General features: G+C 30.3%; 28 protein-coding genes. 27 read left to right on the top strand and 1 reads right to left on the bottom strand.

Annotation, left to right across the window (positions count from 1 at the left end; genetic code table 11):
- The first annotated feature begins 17 nt into the window (after nucleotides 1–17).
- From Ctaglu_RS02850 to Ctaglu_RS02785, 14 genes are all read left to right on the top strand, one after another.
- Nucleotides 18–689 carry a YggS family pyridoxal phosphate-dependent enzyme gene (locus tag Ctaglu_RS02850; protein WP_124997887.1) on the top strand — a complete coding sequence of 224 codons (672 nt, stop codon included), beginning with the start codon at nucleotides 18–20 and terminating at the stop codon, nucleotides 687–689.
- 2 nt (nucleotides 690–691) lie between these two features.
- Nucleotides 692–1,141: a cell division protein SepF gene (locus Ctaglu_RS02845; RefSeq protein ID WP_124997885.1), complete on the top strand. Its 450-nt coding sequence runs from the start codon at nucleotides 692–694 to the stop codon at nucleotides 1,139–1,141.
- A gap of 27 nt (nucleotides 1,142–1,168) precedes the next feature.
- A complete protein-coding gene (locus Ctaglu_RS02840; RefSeq protein ID WP_124997883.1) occupies nucleotides 1,169–1,426 on the top strand; it encodes a YggT family protein in 258 nt (85 codons plus the stop codon).
- A 17-nt stretch (nucleotides 1,427–1,443) separates the two neighbouring features.
- Entirely contained in the window at nucleotides 1,444–2,217 is a 774-nt protein-coding gene (locus tag Ctaglu_RS02835) for a YlmH family RNA-binding protein (RefSeq protein WP_124997881.1), read from the top strand.
- 16 nt (nucleotides 2,218–2,233) lie between these two features.
- The gene (locus tag Ctaglu_RS02830) at nucleotides 2,234–2,845 is read left to right on the top strand and encodes a DivIVA domain-containing protein (RefSeq protein ID WP_124997879.1); all 612 of its coding nucleotides are present in this window, start codon (nucleotides 2,234–2,236) and stop codon (nucleotides 2,843–2,845) included.
- Nucleotides 2,846–2,966: 121 nt separating this feature from the next.
- On the top strand, nucleotides 2,967–3,659 hold the full coding sequence (locus Ctaglu_RS02825) for a 5'-methylthioadenosine/adenosylhomocysteine nucleosidase (RefSeq protein WP_124997877.1): 693 nt from the start codon (nucleotides 2,967–2,969) through the stop codon (nucleotides 3,657–3,659).
- Between the two features lie 11 nt (nucleotides 3,660–3,670).
- Nucleotides 3,671–4,477, top strand: coding sequence for a 3-deoxy-7-phosphoheptulonate synthase (aroF, locus tag Ctaglu_RS02820; protein WP_124997875.1), 807 nt, complete (start codon nucleotides 3,671–3,673; stop codon nucleotides 4,475–4,477).
- Between the two features lie 126 nt (nucleotides 4,478–4,603).
- On the top strand, nucleotides 4,604–5,209 hold the full coding sequence (locus tag Ctaglu_RS02815) for a TraR/DksA C4-type zinc finger protein (protein WP_124997873.1): 606 nt from the start codon (nucleotides 4,604–4,606) through the stop codon (nucleotides 5,207–5,209).
- A gap of 129 nt (nucleotides 5,210–5,338) precedes the next feature.
- On the top strand, nucleotides 5,339–5,785 hold the full coding sequence (gene lspA / locus Ctaglu_RS02810; protein WP_124997871.1) for a signal peptidase II: 447 nt from the start codon (nucleotides 5,339–5,341) through the stop codon (nucleotides 5,783–5,785).
- Nucleotides 5,786–6,703: an RluA family pseudouridine synthase gene (locus tag Ctaglu_RS02805; RefSeq protein WP_124997869.1), complete on the top strand. Its 918-nt coding sequence runs from the start codon at nucleotides 5,786–5,788 to the stop codon at nucleotides 6,701–6,703.
- A 184-nt stretch (nucleotides 6,704–6,887) separates the two neighbouring features.
- Nucleotides 6,888–7,424, top strand: coding sequence for a bifunctional pyr operon transcriptional regulator/uracil phosphoribosyltransferase PyrR (pyrR, locus tag Ctaglu_RS02800; RefSeq protein WP_124997867.1), 537 nt, complete (start codon nucleotides 6,888–6,890; stop codon nucleotides 7,422–7,424).
- Nucleotides 7,425–7,550: 126 nt separating this feature from the next.
- Nucleotides 7,551–8,834 carry a uracil permease gene (uraA, locus tag Ctaglu_RS02795; RefSeq protein WP_124997865.1) on the top strand — a complete coding sequence of 428 codons (1,284 nt, stop codon included), beginning with the start codon at nucleotides 7,551–7,553 and terminating at the stop codon, nucleotides 8,832–8,834.
- A 209-nt stretch (nucleotides 8,835–9,043) separates the two neighbouring features.
- Entirely contained in the window at nucleotides 9,044–10,183 is a 1,140-nt protein-coding gene (locus Ctaglu_RS02790) for a THUMP domain-containing class I SAM-dependent RNA methyltransferase (RefSeq protein WP_124997863.1), read from the top strand.
- A gap of 347 nt (nucleotides 10,184–10,530) precedes the next feature.
- Nucleotides 10,531–10,989, top strand: coding sequence for a PH domain-containing protein (locus Ctaglu_RS02785; RefSeq protein WP_124997861.1), 459 nt, complete (start codon nucleotides 10,531–10,533; stop codon nucleotides 10,987–10,989).
- Nucleotides 10,990–11,138: 149 nt separating this feature from the next.
- Here Ctaglu_RS02785 and Ctaglu_RS02780 read toward each other — a convergent pair whose 3' ends face one another.
- Complete coding sequence (locus Ctaglu_RS02780; RefSeq protein WP_124997859.1) at nucleotides 11,139–12,878, bottom strand: Rqc2 family fibronectin-binding protein; 1,740 nt, start codon at nucleotides 12,876–12,878, stop codon at nucleotides 11,139–11,141.
- Nucleotides 12,879–13,063: 185 nt separating this feature from the next.
- Here Ctaglu_RS02780 and dapF point away from each other — a divergent pair, with 185 nt between their 5' ends.
- From dapF to spoIIIAB, 13 genes are all read left to right on the top strand, one after another.
- Nucleotides 13,064–13,885 carry a diaminopimelate epimerase gene (gene dapF / locus Ctaglu_RS02775; RefSeq protein WP_124998337.1) on the top strand — a complete coding sequence of 274 codons (822 nt, stop codon included), beginning with the start codon at nucleotides 13,064–13,066 and terminating at the stop codon, nucleotides 13,883–13,885.
- A 150-nt stretch (nucleotides 13,886–14,035) separates the two neighbouring features.
- The gene (locus tag Ctaglu_RS02770; RefSeq protein ID WP_124997858.1) at nucleotides 14,036–15,724 is read left to right on the top strand and encodes a GspE/PulE family protein; all 1,689 of its coding nucleotides are present in this window, start codon (nucleotides 14,036–14,038) and stop codon (nucleotides 15,722–15,724) included.
- 18 nt (nucleotides 15,725–15,742) lie between these two features.
- Entirely contained in the window at nucleotides 15,743–16,939 is a 1,197-nt protein-coding gene (locus Ctaglu_RS02765; protein WP_124997856.1) for a type II secretion system F family protein, read from the top strand.
- An 85-nt stretch (nucleotides 16,940–17,024) separates the two neighbouring features.
- Nucleotides 17,025–17,468 carry a type II secretion system protein gene (locus tag Ctaglu_RS02760; protein ID WP_124997854.1) on the top strand — a complete coding sequence of 148 codons (444 nt, stop codon included), beginning with the start codon at nucleotides 17,025–17,027 and terminating at the stop codon, nucleotides 17,466–17,468.
- A complete protein-coding gene (locus tag Ctaglu_RS02755; protein WP_124997852.1) occupies nucleotides 17,449–17,895 on the top strand; it encodes a prepilin-type N-terminal cleavage/methylation domain-containing protein in 447 nt (148 codons plus the stop codon). Before Ctaglu_RS02760 ends, Ctaglu_RS02755 begins: the two co-directional genes overlap by 20 nt.
- The gene (locus Ctaglu_RS02750; RefSeq protein WP_124997850.1) at nucleotides 17,892–18,350 is read left to right on the top strand and encodes a hypothetical protein; all 459 of its coding nucleotides are present in this window, start codon (nucleotides 17,892–17,894) and stop codon (nucleotides 18,348–18,350) included. Before Ctaglu_RS02755 ends, Ctaglu_RS02750 begins: the two co-directional genes overlap by 4 nt.
- The gene (locus tag Ctaglu_RS02745) at nucleotides 18,340–18,798 is read left to right on the top strand and encodes a hypothetical protein (protein ID WP_124997848.1); all 459 of its coding nucleotides are present in this window, start codon (nucleotides 18,340–18,342) and stop codon (nucleotides 18,796–18,798) included. The genes Ctaglu_RS02750 and Ctaglu_RS02745 overlap by 11 nt, the downstream gene beginning before the upstream one ends.
- A gap of 27 nt (nucleotides 18,799–18,825) precedes the next feature.
- A complete protein-coding gene (locus Ctaglu_RS02740) occupies nucleotides 18,826–19,602 on the top strand; it encodes a hypothetical protein (RefSeq protein WP_124997846.1) in 777 nt (258 codons plus the stop codon).
- Nucleotides 19,603–19,607: 5 nt separating this feature from the next.
- Nucleotides 19,608–20,048: a hypothetical protein gene (locus Ctaglu_RS02735; protein ID WP_124997844.1), complete on the top strand. Its 441-nt coding sequence runs from the start codon at nucleotides 19,608–19,610 to the stop codon at nucleotides 20,046–20,048.
- Between the two features lie 68 nt (nucleotides 20,049–20,116).
- The gene (locus Ctaglu_RS02730) at nucleotides 20,117–20,461 is read left to right on the top strand and encodes a hypothetical protein (protein ID WP_207669443.1); all 345 of its coding nucleotides are present in this window, start codon (nucleotides 20,117–20,119) and stop codon (nucleotides 20,459–20,461) included.
- Nucleotides 20,462–20,808: 347 nt separating this feature from the next.
- Complete coding sequence (gene efp / locus Ctaglu_RS02725; protein WP_124997840.1) at nucleotides 20,809–21,366, top strand: elongation factor P; 558 nt, start codon at nucleotides 20,809–20,811, stop codon at nucleotides 21,364–21,366.
- Between the two features lie 173 nt (nucleotides 21,367–21,539).
- Nucleotides 21,540–22,460: a stage III sporulation protein AA gene (gene spoIIIAA, locus Ctaglu_RS02720; RefSeq protein ID WP_267901256.1), complete on the top strand. Its 921-nt coding sequence runs from the start codon at nucleotides 21,540–21,542 to the stop codon at nucleotides 22,458–22,460.
- A 1-nt stretch (nucleotide 22,461) separates the two neighbouring features.
- On the top strand, nucleotides 22,462–22,980 hold the full coding sequence (gene spoIIIAB / locus Ctaglu_RS02715; RefSeq protein WP_124997838.1) for a stage III sporulation protein SpoIIIAB: 519 nt from the start codon (nucleotides 22,462–22,464) through the stop codon (nucleotides 22,978–22,980).
- The last annotated feature ends 314 nt before the right edge of the window (nucleotides 22,981–23,294 follow it).

Here is a 23,294-nt window from a genome sequence, read left to right as displayed (position 1 = left end):
CAGGGAGGCAAGGCGAGTTGGGAATTAGTGAAGCGTATAAGGACTTGAAGAATGAAATCCCAAAAGATGTAAAATTGATATGCGTATCTAAGACTAGACAAATCAATGAAATAAAAGAAGCATATGCAGCTGGAGCTAGAGATTTTGGGGAGAATAAAGCACAAGAATTAATGGAAAAGCATGATAGCCTAGAACAAGACATTAAATGGCATTTCATAGGACATTTACAGAGGAATAAGGTGAAATATATTGTTGGAAAAGTTCATCTTATTCATTCTTTAGATAGCATACGCTTATTGCAGGAAATTGAAAAGCAATACGGGGCTAAAGATGAAATTGCCAGCGTTTTAATTCAAGTTAATATAGGAAAAGAAGATGCTAAGACTGGCATAGCTGCTTCGGAAATTGATTCTCTAATACAAGCCTGCGAGAAGTGTAACAACATAAAAGTTAAAGGCTTAATGGCTACAATCCCAATTGGCAATGTAGAAGATTGCCGGATGTACTTTAACGAGATGAAAAGAATGTTTGATAATCTAAAAACTTTTAAATATAAAAATGTTTCCATGGAATTTTTATCTTTAGGTATGAGTGGAGATTTTGAAATTGCACTACAAGCAGGATCCAACATGATAAGGCTTGGTGAGAAAATATTTGGGAGAAGAGATTATAAAAAACTGGAGGGATAACAATGGCAAGTAAAGTAATAAACAAGGTTATGGGTTTTTTAGGTATGGCAGAGGATGCAACGGATGAAATTGAAGAAATGGAGACTGAAGATGATGATAATATGGAGATTGAATCCTTGATGACTGCAAACAAAAAGCAAAGTAAAGTAGTCAATATTCATACTACAGCATCTACAAAAGTGGTTATTATTAAACCAGAAGATTTTGATGAAGCAACTACAATTAGTGATAACTTGAAGTCTAGAAAAATTGTTGTAGTTAATACTACAGGACTAGAAGCTAAAACTGGTCAAAGATTACTAGATTTTATTGGAGGGTCTTGTTTCTCTTTAGGTGGAGATCTTCAGCAAGTAGAAAAAGGAGTATATATATTATCCCCTTCTAATGTAGAGGTTGACAACGAATTAAAAAATGAGTTAAGTTCAAAAGGAATTTTTAATTGGAACAAATAATTAGAGAAATACTGGAGGTTATAAAATTTGTTTTATAGATTTTTTGAATTAATTTTTGATGTACTGCAGGGTGCAATATTTATCGAAGTGATTTTATCTTGGGTTTATAGGGGTACAAATCAATATATAGAATTATTGCATAAGATTACAGGTCCTCTACTTGAGCCTGGTAGAAAAATTCAAGATAAATATTTTGGCAATACAATGGTAGATTTTTCACCAATAATCGCACTTTTTATTTTGATGATGTTAAAATCAATAGTGCTTGGTTTATTGAATTATTAAATTAAGGAATGAGTTAAATGGATAAGAACTATTTTTTAAATAGTATAAATCATGAAGATAAAAATTTGATTTCTAACATATTTAATAAAATGCAAATAGCGCAAAAAACAAATAAGATCATATTTACTAATGATTTTTTATCACCAATTGTATGGAATCAAATTTTAGTCCTATGTGAAAATTATAAAATAAAATCGTTTGCAAATGGAATATTTGAAGAATCCGACAGAAGAATGTTAGCATTTTCATCCGAAGGCGTTCCTTTAACATATCCCATAAATTTATTGAAAATAAGTAATAACTCGAAGTTTAGAACCCTTCAGCATAAGGATTATTTAGGTGCAATAATGTCACTAGGAATTAAAAGAGAAAAATTAGGGGACTTAATAATTAGAGATAAAATATGCTATGTGCCAGTCTGTAGTGACATAAGTAGTTATATAATTAGTAATTTGAATGATATAGGCAATTGTCCATGTGAAGTTAATGAATACCCTTATACATCACAGGACCTTCCTCAGGGTCAATTCCAAGAGAAAATTATTATAGCTACCTCACTTCGCCTTGATGGCATGGTATCAGCTATATGCAATGTTTCAAGAAATAATTCAGTGGGGCTTATATCCACGGGTAAAATATTAGTGAATTATTTTCAATGTTTAAAAAAAGATAAGATTATAAAGTGTAATGATACCATAACTATTAGAGGATACGGCAAGGTAGTGGTTGCAGAGATTATAGGGAGCACTCAAAAGGACCGTTTAAAAGTTGCAATAAAGCAGTATACATAATTAAGGGGGGGAAAAAATGAGATTGACATCCATGGACATTAATAATAAAGAGTTTAAAAAGGGTTTAAGAGGATACAATGCGGATGAAGTTGACGAGTTTTTAGATAAAGTATCTGAAGAATATGAAATTATGTACAAAGAAAATTCAAACCTAAGAGAAAAAAACAGCTTTTTAGAAGAAAAATTAGATCATCATGTTAAAATAGAATCTACAATTCAAAACACTTTGGTGCTGGCTCAAAATGCTGCGGAACAAGCAAAGTCTTCTGCTCAAAAGGAGTCGGAATTGATTATCAGAAGTGCAAATGATTCTTCTCAAAGAATGTTAGAGAAAGCTCATGATGATGTACTTAAGATAAATGATGAATATGATAGAACTAAGCAAGAATTTGCAAAGTTTAGAACGCAATTTAGGAATTTTATGAATTGTCAAGTTGAGATGTTTGATGGTTTAGAAAGTGATTATTTTAAGAGTTACAATGTGGGTAATGAAATTGAGGATAAAAAAATGGGCGAAAAAAATACTGAAACCTCAGAATATTCAAAATTAACATTAAAAAACATTGATGAAAAAGATTTTCATAACAATGAGATGAAAGAAATAAAAAGTTTTTTTGCAAAAGATTAAAAACATAGGAATCTCACTCAATGGGTGAGATTTTTTATGTCGCAAATGTGATATAATACATTAGGTACTTTCAAATAAGTATTTGTTATCTGCATCATAGAGGATCAAGGAGGAATAAAAAATGAATATAGGTATTATTGGAGCAATGAGTGAAGAGGTTGAATTTTTACTTAGAGATATGGAGCTTGAAACAAGTGAGGTTAAGGCTAATATGAAATTTAGTGTTGGCACTATACATAATAAAAATGTAGTAATAGTTACTAGTGGTATTGGAAAAGTTAATGCTGCAGTTTGTGCTCAAATATTAATAGATGATTTTAAGGTGGATTATGTTATAAATGTTGGTATTGCAGGAGGAACCGTCGATAATATATACCCTGGAGATGTTGTAATAGCGAATAATTTAGTACAACATGATATTGATACTTCTGCATTTGGTGATAGGATAGGACAAATTCCGAGGCTGGATACTTTTGATTTCAAATGTGATAAAAAACTAATAGATCACGCAATAGAAGCTTGCAAAGATATAAGTGGTCATAATTATTTTGTGGGAAGAATTGTGTCAGGGGATCAATTTATTGCAAACATTGATAAAATAAAATGGCTTAATTCTGAGTTTGAATGTTTGGCTTGTGAAATGGAAGGGGCAAGTATAGCTCAAGTATGCTATTTAAATGAAATCCCATTTGTTGTTATTAGATCAATATCAGACAATGCAAGTAATGGAGCTCATATGGAGTATGAAAAATTCAAGGATATTGCTGTGGAGAATTCCACGAAAATTTTAAATAATATGTTAAAACTAATTTAGGAGTCTTATATATGGAAAAGTTATTAGTTCATAAAAATAGTGGGTTAGATATATTGGTAAAGGTTAAAAACATAGTTATTGGTGGAGAAGAAAAAGTAATAATATCAGGGCCTTGCTCAGTTGAAGGTTATGACACTATGCATGATATAGCAAGTGGTTTAAAAAAAATAGGTGTGCATATATTAAGGGGCGGAGCTTTTAAACCAAGAACTTCACCCTATGATTTTCAAGGGTTCATGGAAGAAGGACTGAAAACACTTAAAATTGTTGGCGATGAATTTAATATGCCAATAGTGACAGAGGTTATGGATTCAAAGGACATAGATTTAGTTCTAAGGTATGCTGATATGTTACAAATAGGGTCTAGAAATATGTACAATTACAGTTTACTCAAAGAGGTTGGAAAATTAAAAACACCTATTTTATTAAAAAGAGGTATGAGTGCAACTTTACCCGAGTGGCTCTATGCGGCAGAGTATATTATGGCAAATGGTAATGAAAATGTTGTTCTCTGCGAGCGAGGTATTAGGACCTTTGATACCTACACAAGAAATACACTAGATTTAAGTAGTGTTGCTGCAATTAAACAAAAATATCGCATTCCAATAGTTGTTGATCCAAGCCATGGGACTGGTAGGCGTGAATTAGTAGCAAGGATGTCACTTTCTTCAATAGCTGCAGGTGCGGATGGATTAATGATTGAAAGTCATATTACTCCGGACAAGGCTATATCTGACGCAAGGCAAACAGTGTCAATAGATACCGTAGGTCAAATAGTGAAAAATGTAAGGAAATTTGATGGGATGTTTAGGGACTAAGATATATAATTATTAAAATAATTTTAAATATGTGTAATAAAATTCACTCCATGAGAAAACATAAACCTATAGGAATTTTATCAGTTTGATATTACTACTATATTAATAACTAGAGGAGTTGTTATCATGGAAGATGAAAAAATTCAATATTTTAAAAAAAGATTAATAAGTGAGAAGTCACGAGTTCAAAGTCTCATTAATCAACTTAAACAAAATGGAGTTGCAAATTCTAACAGTGAAATAGCCTCTGAAATATCATTTTATGACAATCATCCCTCAGATACTGCCACTGAAATTTTTGATATAGAAAAAGGGTTAGCACTTAAGGCTAATGAAATGTCAATTATTAAAAAGATTCAAAATGCATTAAAGAGCATAGAAAACAATACCTATGGGAAATGTAAGAGTTGTGGTAATGATATAATTGAGGAAAGATTAGAATTTATACCTTACGCAGAGAACTGTGTATCATGCGAAAAATCCATTGGTGATAAAAAACCAGCGCAGCAAAACGATAGACCAGTTGAGGAAGATGTAATGGGCATGCCTTTTAGATACAGTAGTAGTGCTGGTGAAGTAGGTATAGATTCTGAAGATACTTATATGGTAGTAGACCGTTTTAATGAATTAGATGACATTATTGAGTATTACGATGATGACGATGAAGGTGGTTATGTTGAACCTATAGAGAAAATAAGTAATGCTCAATATAAAAATCAGTTGCCAGATTAAAAAAGTTAAATTCAAACAATATTTTAAATTAGGCAGAATAAAAAAGCATATATTGCATTGAATGAGTTTAGGGATATTTAGGTAAAAAACATATTCCTGCAATATATGCCTATCTGTAGGGGGAAGGGTATGGAACTATTAATTATTTTTTTAGGTTTGCTATTGGACAGATTAGCTAAAGTTTGGGCCCTTGGTTCTTTAAAAGATAATAATGGAATTATATTAATTAAAGATTTTTTCGGATTAGAATATTTAGAAAATAGAGGAGCAGCCTTTGGAATTTTGCAAAACAAAACCATATTGCTAGCGTTAGTTACTCTACTTGTTATATCAGGAATGATATATTATATTGTTAAATATAAACCAAAATCAAAATTCCTGAGAATAAGCTTTGCACTAATTATAAGTGGAGCACTTGGAAATTTATATGATAGATTATTTTATAAATATGTAGTAGACTTCATTTTACTTCATTACAAAGATATATATTATTTCCCGACATTTAACATAGCAGATATGTTAGTAGTTGTGGGTACTTTGATTTTGGCAATTTCTATAGTAAAGGATGAGGTATAAATGGACAGTTTTGAGTATAAAGTTAATGAGGATTCAGTTGGTACAAGATTAGATGTATTTATTTCTAATGAATTAGAAAATAAATCCAGGTCATACGTTCAAGGAATAATTGAAGGTGGAGCGGCCTTTGTAAATGGTAAAATGAGAAAAAGTAATTACAAATTAAAAGTGGATGAAACAATCACTTTATCCATTCCAGAGGCTACAGAGTTAGACGTTGTGGCAGAAGATATACCCTTGGACATCATATATGAAGATAGTGATGTAATTGTAATTAATAAACCACAGGATATGGTGGTTCACCCAGCGCCAGGAAATTATAGTGGCACCTTAGTTAATGCACTGCTATACCATTGCAAGGACCTATCAGGCATCAATGGTGTTCTAAGGCCAGGAATAGTTCATAGAATCGATAAAGATACATCTGGAGCCCTTGTAGTAGCTAAAAATGATAATGCACATAACTCTTTAGCGGAGCAGCTTAAAGATCATTCAATGACAAGAAGTTATGTAGCTCTTGTAGAAGGTATAATTAAGCAAGAGGTCGGCTTAGTAGATGAACCTATTGGAAGGCACCCTAAAGATAGGATAAAAATGGCAGTAGTAGAAAGTGGCAAGAAGGCTATTACCCACTATAAAGTAATAGAAAGGTTTGAAAGTCATACATTAGTAGAATGTAACTTAGAAACAGGAAGAACTCATCAAATAAGAGTACATATGGCAAAGATAGGACATCCTTTAGTAGGAGATTTGATATATGGATTTAAAAAGCAGCATTTTAATTTAAAAGGGCAGGTCCTTCATGCGAAAATGCTTGGATTTATACATCCAAGTACTAAGAAGTACATGGAATTTGTTTCACCTCTTCCAAATTATTTTGAAAAAATTATAATCAAGTTAAGAAATGAGTTGAAATAGAACATAATATGTGATAATATGTTGTTAAATTAAATAGTTATGCCTTTAAATGTTCCAGAGAGAACATAAGGATAATGATAGCAATACTATTATGTGTATAGTATGCCTTTACCTTTATGGTAGAGGCTTTTTTATATTTTAAAAATGAAAATAAATAATTATTATTTAATAGGGGGCAAAGTATATGGAATTTAAATCAGTGCTATTAGATGAAAAAGCTATACAAAGAACATTGACAAGAGTAGCACATGAAATTATTGAAAAAAATAAGGGTATAGAGGATATTATCCTTGTGGGGATAAAAAGAAGAGGAGTACCAATTGCAAAAAGAATCGCTCTTTTAATAGAGCAGATTGAAGGAACTAAAATTGCCGTAAGTAGTGTTGATATTACTTTATATAGAGATGACCTTAGCTCTATAAATGAGCAACCGGTTTTAAACAATGCAGAACTAGGTATAGATGTAAGAGGTAAAAAAATAATTTTGGTAGATGATGTACTGTATACCGGAAGAACTGCCAGAGCTGCAATTGATGCCATAATAGCTAGCGGTAGGCCTCAAATGATACAACTCGCCGTTTTAGTAGATAGGGGACACAGAGAGTTACCTATTAGAGCAGATTATGTAGGGAAAAATATACCTACTTCAGGAAAAGAAATGATTTCTGTGGAGCTTTTAGAAATTGATGAAATTGACTCAGTAAGTATATATGAGATATAACAACATTTCAGCTTCGAAGATGATGCATAGCTTCGAAGAAGATAAATAGCTTCGAAGAAGATAAATAGCTTCGAAGAAGATAAATAATCTTTTAAAATAGTCCAGCGAGACTAAAAGGAGGAACAAATGAATAATATTGTAGATGTTAATGAAAGATTACCAATCATGAAGACTCTCCCATTAAGCTTCCAACACTTATTTGCTATGGTAGGAGCGACTATACTAGTACCAATGCTTACAGGTCTTAGTCCTTCAATTGCACTGTTTTGTAGTGGGGTGGGAACGTTACTATATATTTTATGTACAAAGGCTAGGCTTCCTGCATATGTAGGGTCATCCTTTGCGTTCATTGGACCTATGGGTGTGGCCACAAAAGCATATGGCCAAAGTTCTATGTTATCAGGAATTATTGCAGCAGGGTTTGTATATGTAATTGTAGCTTTAATTATTAAATTTGCAGGAACCAAATGGTTAGATAGAATGTTATCTCCAGTGGTGGTCGGTTCTGTTGTAATTGTAATAGGACTTAGTCTCGCTTCAGTTGCAATAAATTGGGCAGGGCTAAATTCATCCTTTACAACACCAGCACTTGAGGGTGTATCTAGAGGCGTATGGATATTTGTATCGATGACAACACTTGCAATTGCTATAATAGGTACTATGTATTTCAAAGGATTTTTCGGGGTAGTACCAATACTCATTGCAATGGTAATTGGATATGCACTTTCTATGTTACTTGGTGTAATTCCAAAGGAAGTTCTACAGGAAATAGGTAAAGCTAGATTTTTTACATTACCAAGTTTTGTTTTGCCAACCTTTAACATAAATGCTATTATGCTTATGGCACCAGTGGCTTTCGTAACACTTGCCGAACATATTGGTCATGTATATGTTACAAGTAATGTTTGTGGCCGTGACTTCACAAAAGATCCAGGTCTACATAGATCAATCCTAGGAGATGGAATTGCTACAATGTTTGCAGGGTTTGTAGGAGGGCCGCCTAATACCACTTATGGTGAGAATATAGGAGTTATGGCAATCACAAAGGTCTACAGCGTTTGGGTAATTGGAGGAGCTGCAATAATAGCAATTATATTATCCTTTATAGGACCAGTTTCAGCAGTAATAGGAAACATTCCACTTCCAGTAATTGGGGGAGTTAGTGTTATGTTATTTGGAATAATTGCATCCTCTGGTTTTAGAATTTTTGTGGAAGACAAAGTTGATTTTAGTAAAAAGAGAAATCTTATAATTGCTTCAGTGATAATAGTTTTAGGTGTTGGTGGAGGAGGTATTAAGTTCCCATTTGCAGGTGGAGAATTTGAGATTGCAGGGGTAGCGCTTGCAACCTTGGTGGGCATAATACTGAACTTAGTTTTACCTGAAAAGAGTAAGTCAGGAGATAATTAATATAATTTTTTAAAATAAGTGTCAGATTTAATTCTGGCACTTTTATTTTTATTTAGATTGAAATTTAAAATTTCTAGACAATAATAAGAAATAGAGATATTATAATATGAGTGATACTAACAATAAAGTATCTTAAATGAGTAACTAGCATACTGACTAGTTATTTTTTTAAGATGACTAAAGAAAAGAAGAAATAGGAGCGATAATATATGATGTATACTTTAATTGCCACTACTACTTTTGGAATAGAAGCAGTAACAGCAAAAGAACTAAAAGCACTAGGATACGAAGATTTAAAGGTTGAAAATGGAAGAGTAACTTTTGAAGGCGATGAAATGGACATTGCTATATGCAATACTTGGCTTAGAACAGCAGAAAGACTTTTTATAAAGATGGCTGAATTTAAGGCCTTGTCTTTTGAAGAGCTATTTCAAGGTACCTTAGCCGTAGATTGGGGCAATTTAATACCAGAAGACGGTAATATGCATATCGTAGGTAAATCTGTAAAATCACAGCTTCACAGTGTGCCAGATTGCCAAGGCATAGTAAAAAAGGCAGTAGTTGAGTCTATGAAGAAAAAATATGATAGTGAGTGGTTTTCAGAAGAGGGACCAGAGTATAAGATAGAGGTTGCAATTCTAAGGGATATAGTAACGCTATCCGTAGATACTTCAGGTGTAGGACTACATAAAAGAGGATACAGGGAATATGCTGGCGAGGCACCACTTAAAGAGACTTTAGCTGCAGCCCTTGTGCTAATAAGTAAATGGGATAGTTCAAGAGTTTTAGCTGACCCACTTTGTGGTTCTGGAACTATAGCCATAGAAGCAGCCCTTATAGCGAAAAACATTGCTCCAGGGATAAATAGAAAATTTGTTAGTGAAACTTGGCCAAATATTGAGACTGATATATGGGAGCAAGTACGTGAAGGTGCAAGAAAAACTGTAAATAACAATGAAATTGAAATATTGGCTTCAGATATTGATGGAAGTTTACTTAGAACAGCCATAGCTAATGCGGAAAAAGCAGGAGTTAAGGACTTTATAAAATTTCAAAAAATACCAATGCAAAGTTTTACCTCTAGGCAGAAATATGGAGTTATAATAACAAATCCACCTTATGGAGAGAGAATAGGAGAGGCAGCAGAAGTAAAAAAACTTCATATTGATTTTGGAGAGATGTATGAGAGTCTAAATGAATGGTCCTGCTTTGTCATAACCGCTAACGGTGAATTTCAGAAGGAATTTGGAAAGAAAGCAGATAAAAATAGGAAATTATATAATGGAAGACTTTTATGTTATTATTACCAATATATAAAAGAAATACCTAGAAAGAAAAAGGAAGAGTAAGAGTGTATCCCTATGAGTTTTCTCCTATGTGCCTTGCAATAAGAGCTTAAAACGTGAAATTTTACTGCGCTTCTTATTGCAAGTCACTTTGGAGAAAGCTCATACTATTATGCATGTTACTGCGGAAGGGTTATGAGAATTTCTAAATGAAGATAAGAGAATGGATATATTATACATATATTCATTCTCTTATTTTTGTCTTATATTTTGATGAATGAAGGTTATTTCATGGTATTAAATGGTACAATATGTCTGTAAGTTGTTTCATAGTCGTAAAAACTTACGACATGAATAAAAGGAACACTAAATATTAACAACTAAAATTACTTGTGAAGGAGAGAGGTTGAATGAGTATTTTTAATATTATTATTCCATTATCTTTTATTGCGATTATTTTAAAACAGTTAAGATACATGAAAGAATTAATAATGCCAACAAGAAAAACGTATTTAGAAATTATTACTGTATTGTTTTGTGTGATTATTTTCATAGGTATTATATATTTTTATGCGAATGCCTGGGTTCATTATGTAATAGGAGTGTTAGCTATTGTTATGTTTGTAAGCATATGGATTAAACAAGGAATTAACTCAAAAGGTTTCATATCAATGTATAGATATAAAGAGATTATATTATGGAATGAAATTGAAAAAGTTATTGTAATTAGTTCAAAGGATATAAAGGTTAAGTTAGCAGGTGGGTTTATGGAGCAAACATTTCATTTTAAAAAGAGTGATTACGATAAAGTTATTACTATTCTAAAAGAAAATTTACCTGAGCAAGCACAGATACAAAAGATAAGTTAAAGGCAATATCTAAAAATATAAGCAGAAGGCTGTGTTTAAACCCTCTGCTTTTTCTATTGCTAAAATGTTAAGTGTTAATTGTTATATATACACCTCGAAAATGCACCCATTGATTCTATAAGTGAGGGTATAAGATAATATCATATTTTTTATTCAACCCTTTTTAAAGTGCTTTCGCTAGGCGTTATATACATAGTTTTATTTGTAGAGTAAATAACCATTCCAGGTTTTGCACCTGAGGGCTTCTTTACATTTTTCACCTCTGTATAATCAACAGGTACACTAGAAGAATCCTTAGATTTACTATAAAATGCTGATAAGTTGCAAGCTTCCAGTAGTGTGTTTTCAGGTATATCACCAAAGTTTTTAATAATAACGTGGGAACCTGGGATATCCTTTGTGTGAAGCCACATATCATTTTTATTAGCAAGTTTTAATGTTAAAAAGTCATTTTGAATATTATTCCTACCCACATAGATATCTATTCCATCACTTGAAACAAAATGCATAGGCTTTGTTGGCTTTGCCTTTTTATTTTTACCTTTATTATGTTTTTTAAATGTAATATAGTCAGTTTCTATTAATTCATTTTTAATATCTTCAATTCCATTATAGTTTTCTACATTTATTATGTTAGTAAGTACAGAATGAAGATATTTTAATTCATTTTCAGTAAGATTCATTTGAATTAGGGCCATTTCTTCTGCTATCTTAAATTTGTTATATTTTTTGAAGTAGTACTGAATATTTTGTGAGGGAGTTTTATTTTCATCAAGTTTTATTTTAACAAAGGCTCCATCTTCACTATAATAATTAACTACACTAGCAAACTTGTCACCCTTTTTAAGGGAGTATATATTTGCAGTTAAAAGTTCGCCATTTAACTTATAGGCGCCTTTAGTATCACATTCTTTTAAGGTTTCTTTAAGTATTTTTATTTTTTTATCACAACGATTAATGTTATTATGAACTATTTTTTGAAGACCTGCACTTTTAGAATTTAATCTATCGTGGTTATCCTTTTGAAAATAAAAATTCTCTATTAATTTAGATGGTGAATCATACTCTGCGTATTCACAATCTTTTAAAGAGGTTAGCTTAACGCAATGAAAATCTTCCAGTTTACCTTTCACAGTATAGGAAGCTAAAAAAGTATCTTTAGATAGTGACTTAAACATATTTACTGTAAAATCATAAATGTGTTTAGCATGTTCTAAATCAAAACTTTTATGCTCAAAAGAGTATCTATACAAGAGTTCAGAGGAGAGTTTAGAACTTATTCCTGTGAAAGTACCTGTAAAGAATTTTTCAGCGTAGTGAATTTCTTTAGTGGTTATATACTCATAGAACTCCTCATAAGTAAAATTAAAAGGATTTAGTTTTGTAGAAATAGGAGGGTATGCATATTCTACACCAGTAAATAAAACTCTAAAAGTGTTTACATCTGCTGTAACGTGTTTTATGCTATCCATAACCAAATTATCACGGGTACGAACTAAGCTAATATTACTATGCCTACCCATTATTTCAATTATCAAAGAGTAGACGCTATCAAAGCCTAATTCATCACTACTTTTAAAGTCGATAATTAACAATCTATCGGAGTTTAATTGTCTTACATCTAAAACTGTGGCAGTATTTAAATATTTTCTTAAAACCATACAGAATATAGGTGCTTGAGCTGGGTTTTCTTTATTAAATTCTGTAAAATGAATTCTAGGATAATTTGAACTTGAACTTATTAATAACTTATATATTTTTCTATTCTTTTTAAAACTTAATATGATCTCATCTTTTTCTGGTTGGGTTACTTTATCAACTCTGCAATCTATAATAACATCTTTTATTTCCTCAATGAGGCTAGATAAATAAATCCCATCTAATGCCATACATATCACCCTTTCCTTCTGAAACATCTTTAAAACTTTATAAAATTATGCACTTATGCTTTGTAAATAATACATTATATAATATAATATTAATAAGTTAAGTTATATTTATATTATACCATTAAAGAAAATTATTGAAAAGTCATACTAGTTGTATTGCAAAAAGGAGGAGCTATTTGGAAATTATAAATTTTACAAAAATGCAGGGAACGGGAAATGATTTTATTGTTATTGAAGATTTTCAGGGCAAATATGCTAATTTGGAAGGCCTGGCTATAAAACTTTGTGATAGGCATTTTGGAATAGGTGCAGATGGGATTTTAATAGTTACAAAAAGTAATATAGCAGATATTCAGATGATAATTATTAATGCGGATGGTTCTTATGCATCCATGTGCGGAAATGGCATAAGATGCTTTGCTAAATATGTTTTTGAAAAGAAATATGTGCAAAAGGAAAATATGAAAATAGAAACTGGTGATGGTGTAAAGCTAGCCAATATATGCATTAAAGATGGATTCGCTGAAAGTGTAAATATAAATATGGGAAAATATAATTTTAATCCCAGTAGTATTCCTGCTTTATCTAAGTCAGAAATAATTAATAAAAAGATAGAGGTTAGTAATAAAGAGTATTATATTACTTCAATGTTTATGGGGGTGCCACATACTATTGTTTTTGGCAAGCAGGAAGAGTATCAGGTTGAGGAAGGAAAATTTATTGAACATCTCGACCTATTTCCTGAAAAAACAAATGTAAATTTTTGTGAAATAGTAGGAAGAAATGTGATAAGGGTGAAAACTTGGGAAAGGGGTGCAGGACCAACATTAGCTTGTGGTACTGGTAGTTGTGCATCTGTAGTAGCAGCAAATAGACTAGGATATATTGATAAAAAGGTAGAAGTACAGGTTCCCGGTGGAGTAATTACTGTAGAGATTGCTAAAAATGAGGTTCTAATGGAAGGACCAGCAGAAATAACCTTTGAAGGTGAATTTTTTCTAAATTAATTTTAAAACAGCTGTCTATTTAACAATAGTACAGTTGTTTTTTATTTTGTCGAAAATTTCTGACCTAAAAGGTGAATAAAATTGTGAAAGTGGACAAAAATTAAAAAAGGATATCCTATGAAAATCAAATATTAGAAAAGGTAAAATAATATGAAAAAAAATTTACTCCAATTATTATTAGACAAAAACCTAATTACAGAGGAAGAACATATACAGATAAAAGAGGACTCATTTAAAAGAGGTTGTAGTGAAGAGCAAATAATTTTAAGAGACTTAAAAATAGATCTAAATCAGCTTATTTTAATATTAGAAAATGATTTTAACATATATTATACGGAGCTTGAATCTAATAGTAAAAAAAATCAAGCCTTTAAACTAATATCTAGGGAGGTAGCGGAAAGATACGGGTTAATACCTTTTTATGATAATAGTAATGAAGTACATGTTGCTTTTTCAAATCCATTTGAAATAAAAGTTATTGATGAACTTAAATTTATAACAAACAAAAAAATAAAAATATTTTTTGCACTGTCTAACAATATAAACCAGGCGATTGAAAACTGTTATGGAAAACAAATTGTGGATGTGGCAGTGGAGGAAATGAGAAAAGAATATATGCTAGAGGAAAGTGAAAAAAATGAAGAGGCACATTCAGAATTTTCTACTGAAAATGCACCAGTTATAAGAATAACAAATTCCCTTTTAAAGCAAGCCGTAAATGCAGAAGCTAGTGACATTCATCTAGAGCCTTTTAAGGATTTTGCCATACTTCGTATGAGAGTAGATGGTATTCTAAATGAGATAAATCAAATTCCAAGTAACGTATATAAATCACTATGTACAAGAATAAAAATAATGGCAAACATGGATATAGCCACTAAATTAATTCCACAAGATGGAAAAATAACTGAAAATATTGATGGAATAGACTATGATTTTAGGGTATCTTCGCTGCCAACAATGTATGGAGAAAAGCTAGTTATAAGAGTTTTATACAAGTTAGAGAGATTTATAAATTTAGACTCATTGGGCTTTAGCTGCGATAAAGTTATGATTTTAAAGGATATATTAAAGCTTTCCCATGGAATGATTGTCGTTGCAGGACCAACAGGAAGCGGAAAATCAACAACACTATATGCACTGCTAAATGAAATTAATAGTAAAAGTAAAAATATCGTTACCATAGAAGATCCAATAGAATATAATATGCCTAGAATTAATCAAGTAAACGTAAACAATAAAGCAGGTCTTACTTTTTCAACTGGGCTCCGAAGTATTTTAAGGCAAGATCCAGATATAATAATGCTTGGAGAAATAAGAGATGAAGAAACGGCACAAATTGCTGTGAGGGCATCAATAACGGGACATTTAGTATTAACAAGTCTTCATACAAATGATGCAACTACGTCAATATCCAGGCTGATAGACATGGGTATTCCATCATATCTAGTTGCAGATTCATTAGTTGTAGTACTTGCTCAGAGATTAATAAGAAAATTGTGCTCCACTTGTAAAATGGAATATGAGACTATGAATGACGAATTTCAGCATTTAGGATTTAATAATGGAGAGAAAATATATAAAGGAGTGGGGTGTAATAAATGTAATGGAACTGGATATAAAGGTAGAACAGTGGTATATGAATTACTAAAATTAGATAATGTTCATAAATCTATTATAGCAAGAAGTGGCATAAGTGATGAGCTTTGGAAATATTGCAATGAAAAGAAATCAGATTCTTTTATGGAGACTTGCAGGGCTTCAGTGCGCAATGGTGTAACATCCATAGAAGAATTTATAAATGCTACTTATAGCTACAATTTTGAAAAAGATAATTAGTGATAGGTGAAATATAATATGAAATTTAAATATATGGCCAAAACATTCGATGGAATAACAATAAAAGGTACTACCTGCAGTGATAGTATAGAAGATTTAGCACTTGAATTACGCGAAAAAAAATTATTTTTAATAAAGTGTAGGAATATAAAAAAAATAACTGAAATTTCTACTAAACCTAATTTGAAAACTATATCTATGTTTTGCAGACAATTTTCAATATGTATTAAATCAGGGATTCCTATATGTGACATTCTTAATTTGCTTTATGAACAAATGGTACATAAGTCAATAAAAAAGAGTCTCCTAAGCATTAGGGAAAATGTGCAAAAGGGCAATTCATTGCATATAAGTATGAAAAAAACCATAAATGTATACCCAGAGTTTATGATAAATATGATTTATTTAGGTGAAGAGAGTGGGAAGCTAGATATAATTCTAGAAGAATTGGCAGGGTATTATGAAAAAGAGCATAAGCTGTTAAAAAAAATTACGAATTCAATGATTTATCCTTGCACAGTATTTGTTACATTAAAAATTATATCATTTTTTTTGTTTATAAAAGTAATTCCCGTATTTATTACAAATTTAAATTCTTTCCATGCAAAAACTCCATTAATCACCAGAGTGGTTTTAGGGATGAGTAATTTTTTAGGAGCAAATTTTTTATGGATTTTAATGATAAATTTAACTTTGATTTTTATTTCTATAGAATACTTTAAAACAGAAAAGGGCAAGATGGCTTTTGACAAATTTAAATTTATTTGCCCAATATTAGGCCCAGTATATAAACGTCTCATTTATACAAGATTTACTAGAGGGCTTAATATATTGCTAACTAGTGGGGTGGGTCTTTTAAAAGCTTTTGAAATAATCAATGATATTATTGGAAATAGATATTTTAAGCTAAAATTTAAAACAGTTTCAAGTGACATTAAAAAAGGGGGAGATTTATCAAGCTGTTTAAACGAAATGAACCTATTTCCACAATTTTTTGTGGCTATGGTGAAAATAGGAGAAGAAACCGGTAATTTAGATGGCATGTTTTTAATAGCTGCAGACATCTTCTATGAAGATGCAGAGGAAAATGTAGAAAAAGCTACTGCACTACTAGAGCCAATTTTAATAATATTTTTAGGAGTTATGATAGGTACAATAATATTAGCGGTTATGCTACCAATGCTAAGCGTTATGGACTCCGCAGGCAAATTTTAAAGACATCTCAGCACCTCTGGTACATTTCATCAGCGATGTTGCTGTTCATCACCACAGGTGATGATTTAATAAGGAAGGTGAAATTATGCGTAAGGGATTTACATTAATTGAGATGGTATTAGTTATAGCCATTATGAGTATGATTGCAGGCTTTAGCGTTATTTCTCTAAGATTTCATAAATCAGTAAAAAATAAAGTGGATTTAGATTATTATTGCAATGCAACAGTAGGTTTTATTAATAATTCAAAGATGTATTGTAGAGAAAATTCTTGTAGTGCAAAAATAACTTTTGATATAGGAAAAAATGAAATGAATTTAGAAAATGACCGTAATACAGTAAAAACACTAGCATTCACAAAGGGGATAACCTTATATAAAGTTCAAGGTAGACGAATAAATGGGAAAATTGAAATTGATAAAGATGGTTTTAGTAATGATGCATGCACAATAATATTAAAGGATGATAATTCAATAGAACAGGAAATTACAATGAGAGTAGGTACGTCATATGTCAAAATCAATAAGTAAAAAAGGATTTACATTGCTGGAGGTACTATGTAGCCTAGGAATATTCTCTACCATTTTCATTTGCATGATGTCCTTTGACCTAATTTCTCATAATATAAAAAAAGATATTAAAACTGTAAATAATAATGTAACCATAATGGAGGGCCTTAAAAACAATATTATATATTCTATGACCTTTGAGGGGTTAGAAGGGTTACAGAAAAATAACAGAGTTTTTGTAAATAAGGAAAATATGACTTTGAATAAAATTCAAAGCGGAGTATTGGACGTGTTTTCAGAGAAAGCAATACGTGCGGAGCCCTATATAGAATTGAGCTTTTTAAAATGTGAATTTAAGGTATACACTTTAAGGTTATCATTACATTCTGGGAGTCCAAAGAATATTATAGAATTACAGTGTAATTTCTATAAAGGTGATCATAAATGAAAAAAAGTGGAGTTACACTTATAGAAATAGTAATTGTTATGGGCTTGGTATTTTTAATGGTGGGGGCTTTAGATAGTATGCTTATCTCTTATTTGAAAAATTATAAAAATAATGTATTAGAAAATGAAGGGTTTAATTATTTAAACGAAGCCATAGCAATAATAGAAAAAGAAGTTAATGAGGATGCAAGTACAATAACAACTGAGGATAATATTATTAAAATAAATTATTCTGATGGAATCACTATAAATTACATAAAATGTATCAATGGAAATCTTTATATATTATATGGTACAAAGAATATTACACCTGTAGAAAATTCCCATAAAAATGTAATTATAGATGATGTAAAAGGCTTTGTGGCCAGAAGAACCAGAAAAACTCTTTATATTAAAGTTACCTGGCGTAATGGTCAAAGCATTGAGAGGTGTTTAGCAATAGAAAATGCAAACTAAAAAGGGATTTATAATGGTTTATATTACTTTAGTAGGAATTATTTGTTTAACTATAATGATGTATATATTTGACATTCAACTGTCAGAAGTAAAGTATTCCAAAAGTACTAAAGTATATCTACTTAAAGAGGATGAATATCAAAGGTATAGTGAATACCTAATGACTTTATTTTTTACTTATATTAATGAAAATAAAGAAGAAATAAAAAAAGGAATAAATGAGTTTTTTTACAATTCTAAAAGCTACATAGTAAAGTATGAAAAAGCGGAGGTGAACTATTCTAATAAAAGCAATGAGTTCATTTTTACAACACCTTACAAGTATGGTGCAAATAGAAATGATTACTTTGAATTGCAAGCTATTGGTGAAAGTTTTCATATGGTATTTATAAAAACAGAGTATAAAGTGCAACCCCCTGGGCAAGTGGCTGGATCTTTAAATAATTGATTATAACAATAAATGGTGGTGGAAAAAATGAAATTTAGAAGGAATATGCTTTTAGAAGTTTCCGCAGAAAGAATTTCAGGCATAGGATTTTCTAAAAACAGAATATTAAATAGAGTTAATACTATAGCCTACGGAAATACATATTATAAGGATACTCTCAATATAAAAGATTTTGAAATGGATATAAAGAACAAAAATCTATATGTTCTTGTTGAGGGGGAGACAGTATATATTAAAATGATAACCCTACCGCTGGTGAGAAAACATCTAATTAATGATTTGATTAAAAATGAACTAAGATATTATTATAAAGACATAGAGCATATTTCATTTACCTATAAGCTTATTAAAAAAGATAAGTTTAATATGGAAATATTAGTTTTTTGCCTTAGTGGAAATAAGCTAAACCTATTAGAAAGCTCCATTGATAATAATATCAGTTTAAAAAAAGTAAACTTAATTCAGTTTTGTTTTAAAAATTACTATTGTAACAAAATACATGAGAAAAACTATATATTGGTTTTTTATTACAATGATATTTTATACTTCATAATATGTAATAATGATGAAATTGTGGCTAATACTATTGTTAGGGTTGTGGATTTGCTATTGTTTAAATTTTCATATGCAATGAATGAGTTTTTAGATAAGTACAACGACTATGCTAAACTATGTAAAAAAATATATTATGTAAATGTGGAAGGGTTAAATATAGAAGAGTTCAAATATCTTACATTGCCTAAGGAAATATTAGAAAATTTAAAAAGGGAACAATTGCTAAAATATATGATAATAAAAGGGTAGATGTTATGGTGAAAAAAACATTCATTCCAAATTGGTACGAAGATAGAAAAAGTGAAATATGGAACAAAAAAGTTAAATTATGTATTAAAATAGTTTTAATAGTAAACATTATTTTGATAAGCCTCATATTTAATATTTCTAATGGAATAAAAGATGTGGCTGGCGAGAAAGCTAGTGAAAATAAAGTTGTTAATATTATAGAAACTGCTAGAAAAGATAAAATTATTATTGAAAAGCATAAAGAAATAAGCAAGCTTTTTGACAATAATAATTTCACCTACAAGAATATTAATATAACAAAAGATAATTTGGAAATAGATATAGAAGTTAATAACTATGAGGAATATATTCGTGTAGTAAGACTTATAGAAGATAAATATTCAATTAAAAAATTAACTCCAAACATTAAAAATGAAGGGAAGTTTAACTTTAAAGTTATATTATAGGTATAATGATGTATAAAAACAGACAATTTAAATGGATTCTATTTATTTTACTAATTATAATGGGGATTTTGTCTTTTAAACTTATCTTTGTAGCGCATAAATTTAACGATATTAAAAACCAAGCCCTAGTTAATATTAAAGTGGATAAAAACCCTGTGGCGGTAGAAAAATATGGATACAGTGACATTTTGGAACTTATAGGAAAAAATAGTGATTTTGGAGTGAAAACTATAAATATGATAGGACAGGAGAAATGTAATGTCCAAGTAGATTACAGGGGAGATATAAAATTATTGAATACTTCATTATATTCTTTAAATGAAAGCAAGAGTCTTTTAAGCATAAACAGTATTAATATTAATAAGGAATCTAAAACTACAACTATAAGTATTGATTTTAAGAAAAACAAGTAAATTATGGGTGAGAACCTTAATATTTCAGCCTCAAGAAGATGATTAAGTGGTATAATTATGAAAAAGATAAAGAATATTTAAATATTATATAATTATATTTGCAAATATCATTAAGTTTTGATAAAATAACATTGTTCCACTGTAATGTTTACATTTACTGAGATTATAAGAAAAATTTTAAAGCGATTTTTACATAGGGAAATTTGAATTATAAACGGGTCAAATTTAAATTTACTGGGATAAAAAGATTTCTACAATATAATTGTAGAAATTGGTATTAATATATCTAATAAGGTTATAATATAATGGGTTAATTGAATTAACAATGAATTTTGGAGGGATACTTAATGATTTCAGCAGGAGATATAAGAAAAGGAACTACATTTGATGAAGGTGGACAAGTTTACACAGTAATAGAATTTTTACATGTAAAACCTGGTAAAGGGGCTGCCTTTGTTAGAACTAAGTTAAGAAATGTTATTAACCAAGGGGTTACAGAAAAAACCTTTAATCCAACTACAAAATTACAAGAAGCGGTTATAGAAAGAAAAGAAATGCAGTACTTATATGCAGCAGATGGATTATACTACTTTATGGATCAAGAAACATATGAACAAATACCACTTAACTACGAAAAAGTTGAAGATGCCATAAAATACTTAAAAGAAAACATGTTTGCTGTAATAAAATTTTACAAGAATGAGGCTTTCTCAGTGGAAGCTCCAAATTTTGTAGAACTAGTTGTAACAGCTACTGAACCAGGTGTTCGCGGTAATACGTCTTCAAGTGTAACAAAACCAGCTACTGTTGAAACAGGAGCAATAATTCAAGTTCCAATGTTCGTTAATGAAGGTGAAACTATAAGAATAGATACCAGAAATGGTGACTACATGCTAAGAGTATAAGCTATAGATTATATATTAAAAAAGAGCCAATTTGGTTCTTTTTTTTTATTCTTTTTTGGAGACCTATTACATATATTATGTAAAATGAATGGTTCAAGCTAATAATTTTTAGATTTATATGGAATATTTTACAGTAACCTATAATAGAAATTATATATGAGAGGGTGATAAAAATTTTAGTTACAAAAGATTTATTTGAAATATTACCTATGACTATTAGGAGTAAATTAGAACAGGTTAATAAAATACAGGAACTTGAAGAGCTTAGGATAAAAGTAAACAAGCCTATATTTACACATATTGGGAATATTGAAGAAATTTGGGACTATATTGCAACGACTGAAGATATTAAATATATAATGCAGAGAATAAGCAATTACTCAATATATGCTTTTGAAGACGAAATCAGGCAAGGATATATAACTATAAAAGGTGGACATAGAGTTGGACTATGTGGAATTTGTGTTATTGAGAATAATAGCATAAAAACTATTAAAGATATATCATCTATAAACATAAGAGCGTGTAAAGAAATTATTGGTTGTGCAGGCAGCGTAATGCCTTATATTACGCACAATAATTCAGTACACAATACAATTATTATATCTCCTCCTAAATGTGGAAAAACAACTTTACTTAGAGATATTACGAGGCATATATCCCAGGGGGATAAAAATAAAAATTTTAATGGTAAAAATGTTTCTATAATTGATGAGAGGTCTGAAATAGCAGGTTCTTTTAAAGGCATACCACAAATGGATGTGGGCATTCGAACGGATGTACTAGATAATTGTCCCAAGAGCCAAGGGATTATGATGGCAATTAGAAGTATGTCACCTGATGTCATTGTATGTGATGAAATTGGTACTCAAAATGATATGGAAAGTATTTTAATGGCATTAAATTCTGGTATTAGTTTAATTACAACTATTCATGGCTTTGGAATTGAAGACCTGTATAAAAGATTGGTTTTTAAAGATATCATGGAAAATTACGTATTTTCAAGAGGCATAGTGCTTTCTAACAAAAAAGGTATTGGGACAATAGAACGCATTTATGATTTTACTAAAGGTGCAGATATATGGAGGTCATAATATGATTAAAATAATTGCATGTGCTGTGATTGTAACTGCTTCAACTATAGCTGGTTTTATATATAGTGAAAGGTTAAAGTATAGGGTTTTTCAACTAAATGAAGTTCAAAGAGCGATATATCAACTACAAAATGAAATAACTTATGTACATGCTCTTTTGCCGGATGCATTTAAAAGTGTAGCACAAAAAAGCAAAGAGCCGATAGGGGAGCTTTTTAATAAAACCAGTGAATTATTATCAGGCAATAACTATGAAAATGTTTATGAAGCAATGAACAGTGCCATGAATCTAATAAAAAGTAGAATATATCTAAACTCTGATGATATAAATGTTATTTTGGATTTATCTAAAACTTTGGGAGAGTCTGATATTGAAGGCCAAATCAATATATTTTCATTGACCCTTGCAAATTTAAAAAAACAAATTAAAATATCAGAAGACTTTATGAATAAAAATATAAGAATGTACAGATATTTAGGCTTTTCTTTTGGGGCGATGATTGTAATAGTATTAGAGTAGTCACGGAAAGTAACATGTAAAACTTGATTTTGTATAGAGTCATTATAAGGCTATAAATTTTATGTTCAGAGAGCAGTTAGGAATAAAAATAGGCATAGCAAACAAGCCTACACGATGCAGGAATTTTTAGAAAAAAGCATTCAATTGTCAAACAGCTACTTTAATAAATTTAAAATACTAAAACCTGAAACTTTAAGCCTTGCATCTAGATGAATATTAATTCCAGCAATCATAGTCATAAATGAATAACGTTTTTTACCATGTATTCGTAAAGAATGAATTCTATAATCATTAAGAATACGATTATTTATACG

It is taken from the genome of Clostridium tagluense, assembly GCF_003865095.1.
Taxonomy (GTDB): domain Bacteria; phylum Bacillota; class Clostridia; order Clostridiales; family Clostridiaceae; genus Clostridium_AD; species Clostridium_AD tagluense.
This window is presented reverse-complemented; position numbering and strand designations above follow the sequence as displayed.

Bases quoted from the DNA above. Each gene is read 5' to 3' on its own strand.
- Ctaglu_RS02845 (WP_124997885.1), top strand. From the start codon at position 692: ATGGCAAGTAAAGTAATAAACAAGGTTATGGGTTTTTTAGGTATGGCA.
- Ctaglu_RS02835 (WP_124997881.1), top strand. From the start codon at position 1,444: ATGGATAAGAACTATTTTTTAAATAGTATAAATCATGAAGATAAAAAT.
- Ctaglu_RS02830 (WP_124997879.1), top strand. From the start codon at position 2,234: ATGAGATTGACATCCATGGACATTAATAATAAAGAGTTTAAAAAGGGT.
- Ctaglu_RS02825 (WP_124997877.1), top strand. From the start codon at position 2,967: ATGAATATAGGTATTATTGGAGCAATGAGTGAAGAGGTTGAATTTTTA.
- aroF (WP_124997875.1), top strand. From the start codon at position 3,671: ATGGAAAAGTTATTAGTTCATAAAAATAGTGGGTTAGATATATTGGTA.
- Ctaglu_RS02815 (WP_124997873.1), top strand. From the start codon at position 4,604: ATGGAAGATGAAAAAATTCAATATTTTAAAAAAAGATTAATAAGTGAG.
- lspA (WP_124997871.1), top strand. From the start codon at position 5,339: ATGGAACTATTAATTATTTTTTTAGGTTTGCTATTGGACAGATTAGCT.
- Ctaglu_RS02805 (WP_124997869.1), top strand. From the start codon at position 5,786: ATGGACAGTTTTGAGTATAAAGTTAATGAGGATTCAGTTGGTACAAGA.
- pyrR (WP_124997867.1), top strand. From the start codon at position 6,888: ATGGAATTTAAATCAGTGCTATTAGATGAAAAAGCTATACAAAGAACA.
- uraA (WP_124997865.1), top strand. From the start codon at position 7,551: ATGAATAATATTGTAGATGTTAATGAAAGATTACCAATCATGAAGACT.
- Ctaglu_RS02790 (WP_124997863.1), top strand. From the start codon at position 9,044: ATGATGTATACTTTAATTGCCACTACTACTTTTGGAATAGAAGCAGTA.
- Ctaglu_RS02785 (WP_124997861.1), top strand. From the start codon at position 10,531: ATGAGTATTTTTAATATTATTATTCCATTATCTTTTATTGCGATTATT.
- Ctaglu_RS02780 (WP_124997859.1), bottom strand. From the start codon at position 12,878: ATGGCATTAGATGGGATTTATTTATCTAGCCTCATTGAGGAAATAAAA.
- Ctaglu_RS02770 (WP_124997858.1), top strand. From the start codon at position 14,036: ATGAAAAAAAATTTACTCCAATTATTATTAGACAAAAACCTAATTACA.
- Ctaglu_RS02765 (WP_124997856.1), top strand. From the start codon at position 15,743: ATGAAATTTAAATATATGGCCAAAACATTCGATGGAATAACAATAAAA.
- Ctaglu_RS02760 (WP_124997854.1), top strand. From the start codon at position 17,025: ATGCGTAAGGGATTTACATTAATTGAGATGGTATTAGTTATAGCCATT.
- Ctaglu_RS02755 (WP_124997852.1), top strand. From the start codon at position 17,449: ATGTCAAAATCAATAAGTAAAAAAGGATTTACATTGCTGGAGGTACTA.
- Ctaglu_RS02750 (WP_124997850.1), top strand. From the start codon at position 17,892: ATGAAAAAAAGTGGAGTTACACTTATAGAAATAGTAATTGTTATGGGC.
- Ctaglu_RS02745 (WP_124997848.1), top strand. From the start codon at position 18,340: ATGCAAACTAAAAAGGGATTTATAATGGTTTATATTACTTTAGTAGGA.
- Ctaglu_RS02740 (WP_124997846.1), top strand. From the start codon at position 18,826: ATGAAATTTAGAAGGAATATGCTTTTAGAAGTTTCCGCAGAAAGAATT.
- Ctaglu_RS02735 (WP_124997844.1), top strand. From the start codon at position 19,608: ATGGTGAAAAAAACATTCATTCCAAATTGGTACGAAGATAGAAAAAGT.
- efp (WP_124997840.1), top strand. From the start codon at position 20,809: ATGATTTCAGCAGGAGATATAAGAAAAGGAACTACATTTGATGAAGGT.
- spoIIIAB (WP_124997838.1), top strand. From the start codon at position 22,462: ATGATTAAAATAATTGCATGTGCTGTGATTGTAACTGCTTCAACTATA.